At 47.6% G+C, this 5001-nt stretch carries 5 protein-coding genes; 2 read left to right on the top strand and 3 right to left on the bottom strand.

Features of this window, described 5'->3' with window-relative positions:
- Positions 1-55 precede the first annotated feature (55 nt).
- A complete protein-coding gene (locus BFQ03_RS30085) occupies positions 56-1000 on the bottom strand; it encodes a type IV toxin-antitoxin system AbiEi family antitoxin domain-containing protein (RefSeq protein ID WP_139115742.1) in 945 nt (314 codons plus the stop codon).
- A 1123-nt stretch (positions 1001-2123) separates the two neighbouring features.
- Entirely contained in the window at positions 2124-2384 is a 261-nt protein-coding gene (locus tag BFQ03_RS26330) for a helix-turn-helix domain-containing protein (RefSeq protein WP_239695287.1), read from the bottom strand.
- Positions 2385-2744: 360 nt separating this feature from the next.
- On the opposite strand from BFQ03_RS26330, the gene BFQ03_RS26335 reads away from it, so the two are divergent.
- Entirely contained in the window at positions 2745-2984 is a 240-nt protein-coding gene (locus BFQ03_RS26335; RefSeq protein WP_065944336.1) for a hypothetical protein, read from the top strand.
- A gap of 37 nt (positions 2985-3021) precedes the next feature.
- On the opposite strand, the gene BFQ03_RS30365 is transcribed toward BFQ03_RS26335, so the two are convergent.
- Positions 3022-3171 carry a hypothetical protein gene (locus BFQ03_RS30365; protein WP_159961735.1) on the bottom strand — a complete coding sequence of 50 codons (150 nt, stop codon included), beginning with the start codon at positions 3169-3171 and terminating at the stop codon, positions 3022-3024.
- Positions 3172-4537: 1366 nt separating this feature from the next.
- Here BFQ03_RS30365 and BFQ03_RS26345 point away from each other — a divergent pair.
- A partial coding sequence (locus BFQ03_RS26345) for a helix-turn-helix domain-containing protein (protein ID WP_139115743.1) occupies positions 4538-5001 on the top strand: 464 nt, incomplete at its 3' end.

The raw sequence follows: 5001 nt of genomic DNA on the forward strand, positions 1-5001 counted from the left end.
AGCTTGTCTGGCCAATAGGTAATCAGGCTGGGCTTCTTGAACCCACTGCTCAATATCAATTTCCATATTGTTGTGCTATTTCCGCGTTAAGTGAAAGAGACCAATCAGCGTCAAAAATAGGAGAAAATGGTTCTCCAGGGACTAATATTTTCGAGCTACCTCTAGAGCGTTGCGACTCAATTTGCCATTCGGTCAGTTTTGGATGATCGACACCTACTATTTTTTGCAAAACGAATCCTGTACGTGCGATGTCAATTTTTCTGCCATGTTCATTTAGGAAATCTATAATTTGGGATGAATATCTACTACCGTATTCTACATACGTATCTATTACGTGATCTATCCCACCGCACTCTTTTGGGACTCTGAGCATATCCACAAAAGTTTTCCCTATGGATGAAACTTTCATAGGACTATTTTTTATTTGCACTGGTTCTATAAAATCTGTCTCGGTAGAGACGATAAGCTCTTTTCCCAAGATGGGCATATTTTTGGGAAATTTTGGTATAAAATGCATTGGCTCTATAAAAATATTACTGGCAATGCGTATCTCATCTAAAGATTTTTTTCGCCACTCTGCGGGAGAGCAAGTAGTCAAGCGAATGACTTTTGGTATTCTATCGGTTATGCCATACCATGCCATTGCATTTATTTTAGAAATATAAGCATGCGGATATATAGTACAAGCAATTTCTTGGGGGCTGTACTCGGGCTTACCGCGAATCACATAACTATTATATAAGTAATCTTTTGCATAAAAATCTGTAGGCGAAAGTTCACCTAGAGTGACGAGCAACCCAGCCCTTTCTAGTTTTGATATGTTATTGCTGTAATCATTAACAGAAGCTTGAGCTTTTCTGATAAGCCCGATCTTTTGGCCTTTATATTCCTTCGCTATATAGAATATATATATCTGCTCGGATATTCGCTCCCTCGTAATTACTGAATAAGGGTAGTCGTTTAGCACCCATGCCATGAGCGCTTCCTCAAGCAATATCATGTGTGTTCGCCTTTTCGCATGGTTTCAACTCTTTACGGATATACGTCCTAAGGACGTATATCCGTAAAGAGCGTTCAAGTCAAGGAAAAGCTTGATTTTGCTGGCTTTCGTTGTTTTTCGATACCAAGGCCGCTACAATAAATCCTTAGGATTTATTGTAGCGGCCTCTATACAAGAAAATTAAACGTTTTTTTGCCCTTGGGACGTGCGTTTTTTGGATCAGTTTTGGCTGGCATCGGGCTCTATAGTTGAGCTCGCTTCAGACCATCGTCTATGGATCATCGGATGGTGGGCCGCTGAAAAAAATATCGATCAAAATCTTGAGCACAAAAATTAAAAACTTAATTCTTTTAAACATCTATTAACGCTCCATTCGTGAATGACTCCCCACGCAAGGTTTGGGGGGCCTGAATCGGCGCAATGCCTATCCGAATGGTGTTTACAGTTTTGCGTTTTGATCTTTTTCAGTTCACTTCGCACGTACGAAAGACCCTGTGCGAAGGGGTCAAGACACCCCCGGCAATGGTAGGGATTGCAGGTGATGCAGGGCTGAAAGAATCAAGTCTTGGTGGTTATAAACGAAGGACCCGATACGCCAGGCGAGGCGGATCCATTCAGCGGAAGTGAGTTTTGGAGATGGTTTTTTAGGGATGGCACGGTAAAGACCTTTTTGGATTGTCTTTGTATTTAGTGCTGAGCCATTTGGAATTGACCTTAAAAAACGACCGTTCGTCGGTTTATTTTCATTGGTCTCGCTGGCCTGTTGTGCCCCGCTTTGCTCCCTCCGCATGCTTGATATAGAGCTGGCCGCAAGAGCCTGCGTAATGGAGTAAAACGCTATGATCGAGCCCTCTTTCTTCCTCAAAGCCACTGGTGTGCTGGTTGTGTCCGTGCTGTTGCTTCGCTGGTGGTGTGCAAAGCGAAAAGCGAAGTGGGAGGCCGGTGGTTATCCACCAGGCACGAACTGACACGCACCTGGTTGGGAGGTAATCCGGAATTCGCATAACGGCGTTATCCTTAAACCCCAAACACAAAAAAGCCCGCAAATGCGGGCTTTTTTGTGTTTGTACACCAGATTTCTGAAGATCGCCCTCTGCGTGGGTCTGGATTCAACGAGCACTGGTTAATTGTCGTCACCGTCATAGCCCAGTGCTAGCTCGTTTCGTAAATCATCAATGTAGGTCGTAGCGTCGTCGAGTTCGCGTTCCAAGGAGCTGATCTGCGATCTGAAGGTGATCTCTTTGACCCAAGCGTTCACTGTGGACTGCGAACATCCCAGCGCCTTCGCGACATCAGCTTGTTTCGATCCATATTTCGTAACCAAGGCATATGCAGCCACCATCGCTTTTTCACGTGGCTGCCCACCGTTATTTTTGTACACCATCGGCAATTCCTTATCAGTTATCAGATATTCGATATCGAATATCTGATAACGAGATTAATGAGGATAGTCAGATGTGTCAAGGCTGAGCCCTTTGAGGTTAGAACCACTCGTCAGGACAACGCATAACGGGACATTCGTTAAATGCCTACCCACAGAAAAGCCCACCCCGGTGGGCTTTTTTGCGCCTGCTGGACACCAGAGGGTGGGGGTCTGGTGTACCTTTCTAGGCGTGTCTGGTTTGACGCAGTCCCAAGGAGAGGTGACATGGAAATTCGTACCTTTCACACCGAAAAGTTTCGCACTGCGAAACTCTCCCTTTGGAAGTCATTTTCGCGGACGCGAAAATAGGAGGCCGTCACGATGCGAGCAGGAATCCAGGAAGAAACGTTGCGCGCCATGCTTGAAGCCGGCGCTGTACGTGAGGTGCTGATCAGCCGGCAGGACGATAAATGGGGTTTGGCGATTCGCCTGGGCGGCGCGGGAAGCCGTTGGCTGCCGGTGCGCTCGCGCCGTGAGGCGCTGCGCACCTGGTCCAGCCTGACGGCCGTCGGGCGCTTTGCCGAAAGCCTGGGGGTGAAGGGGTTTGCCGTCGAGCTGTGAAAAGATTTCGCATGCGAAATCTTTCCGAATCGGAAAGTCACGCCAAACCGCACAGCGGCGGCGCAAAGACGGCCAGACAGCCCGGTACCAAGCCCACCAGATGAAACACCAGGTGCAGCAGATCGAGCAGCAAGGAGGCCATGACATTGACCAGGGTGTCGTACAAAAACGCTTTGAAGTGAGCCATGTGAGGCATCCTCAATGATTTGGGGATACCCATTAGAAGGCACGTTTGCGCGTGTCATTAGCCCCACTTTGCATGTTTTTGAAAAAATCCCAGAGCCCAGACTGGGATTTCTCGCATGCGAGAAATTCACGCTGAAATACAAAAAATTCAGCTCTGATTGGGTTGAGGCTGAACGCTAACGGCCAAATTTGCGCGTTAGCGTTCAGATTTGACCTAGGGGTAGCTCATCAGGTGACTCCTGGCTCATTTTCACGGACGCGAAAGTGACGCTGAAACACAACCTAATCAATCGGCCCCCCAAGTGTTAGTAGTCGGTGTGTAAAAGCCACTTTTTTACCTGGCACAGCCCGTAAACAGGCGACATCGAGAAGCATTTTTGGGGTAAAAACGGTGAAACGGTGGCTTTTACACACCGGCCCTGACACTTGGGGGGCTGCTATAGACACTTGGGGGGCAAACCATGGAACACACCGATAACACGCCTTATTTCATTGAACTTGGAGACGACCAGGGCGAGTGTTTGGGCGAGCCGTTGTGCATTGTCCGCGAGCGCGGGGAGGACGATCGGCGCGCCTTCGCCAGGATCAGGCAGGTGATAGCGGTAGCCCGGGCAGAAGCTGAGGGAAAAGACCGCGTAGAGAACGGCTAAGCAACGGCAGAAGAACACCGGGCAACGGTGATCGGTAGGTCAGGGCAACGCCTGAGCAACGCAGGGACGGCGGGCAAGATAGGTGAAGTGGGCCTACCGGCCCCTTCACGTCTTGCCCATTCACCTGCGGCTCAAGGGGGGGAGATACGTAGCCGGAAGCCTTTCCTTTTTAGATGGAGAACCGAAATTTTATGGTTAGCAGGGAGATTTTTTTGCCGTTTAGCGGAAAAAATCATGCTGCCATTTACCGATGTGAAAAATCACCTGGATTACCGTTTACCAAAAAACGCGTTTTTTTTGATTCCTGTTTACCGATATAGCGAAAACAATTACCAATTTAAAAACACGTTAAGATACTGATTTATAAGTGTTTTTTTGAATTTTTGTCGCATTTTTTTCTATCACTGTATCTAGATAGACGTAAAACTGAGCACTAAGCTTCGTTTCACGGTTAATGCGAGGTTTCTCAATGGACACAGTCAGTGCTTTTTTCTCGATTGTTTCTGGTGCCAGTCCTTTGGTGCTGGTAACGACGGTTTCAGTGGTTGCCCTTTTGGTGGTTGCTGAGTGTGTTAGGCAGGTTTGTAAGGCAGTTTCTAAAGGAAAAGATTAATGGCAAGGAAGTTCAGTAAGTGCCCTACTTGGTGGGTTAGGGACCCAGAGCAAAATCTGTCCAAGTTCATAGGAGGCAAATCATCTGGCTGTGGGATTGCAGCCTTGAAATGCCTCATCGCCCTATCGAGCTCGATAGATTTTTGGACGCGTCAGGCTAAATTGTCGTTGTCCGATCTGGAAAAGCTGACAGGCCTTTCAAGACCTATGGTCATAAGAGGTTTGGGCAGGCTGGTGGAGGCGGGCATCGTCCTGGTCGACAAAACCAATCATGTCCATGTGTATGAACTCACTGAAAAGACGGGAGATTCGTACTGGGCAAAAATCCCGTTTGATCGCGTAAGAAAGCATTTGCCGGAAATCTCTAACCGTGGAGAGGTGTACCTAACGGCCCTAAAAATCTATTTGGTTCTAGTGTCCATCCGCCCAAACGAAAGTGATTCGGTGGCCATTGGTTATGAAAAAATCAGGGATTATGTGGGATGTCAGCGAAGCAAAATCAGGCCTGCCCTCGACGTTCTTTATAGCCATACCTTGATTCGCATTGCGCATAGTGATGAATCGAAGGA

Origin of the sequence: Pseudomonas sp. 25 R 14 (assembly GCF_900004755.1) — a bacterium.
GTDB classification, from domain to species: Bacteria; Pseudomonadota; Gammaproteobacteria; order Pseudomonadales; family Pseudomonadaceae; genus Aquipseudomonas; species Aquipseudomonas brenneri.

Excerpts from the sequence above, each read along its gene's own strand:
- BFQ03_RS30085 (WP_139115742.1), bottom strand. The coding sequence starts at position 1,000 with ATGATATTGCTTGAGGAAGCGCTCATGGCATGGGTGCTAAACGACTAC.
- BFQ03_RS26330 (WP_239695287.1), bottom strand. The coding sequence starts at position 2,384 with ATGGTGTACAAAAATAACGGTGGGCAGCCACGTGAAAAAGCGATGGTG.
- BFQ03_RS26335 (WP_065944336.1), top strand. The coding sequence starts at position 2,745 with ATGCGAGCAGGAATCCAGGAAGAAACGTTGCGCGCCATGCTTGAAGCC.
- BFQ03_RS30365 (WP_159961735.1), bottom strand. The coding sequence starts at position 3,171 with ATGGCTCACTTCAAAGCGTTTTTGTACGACACCCTGGTCAATGTCATG.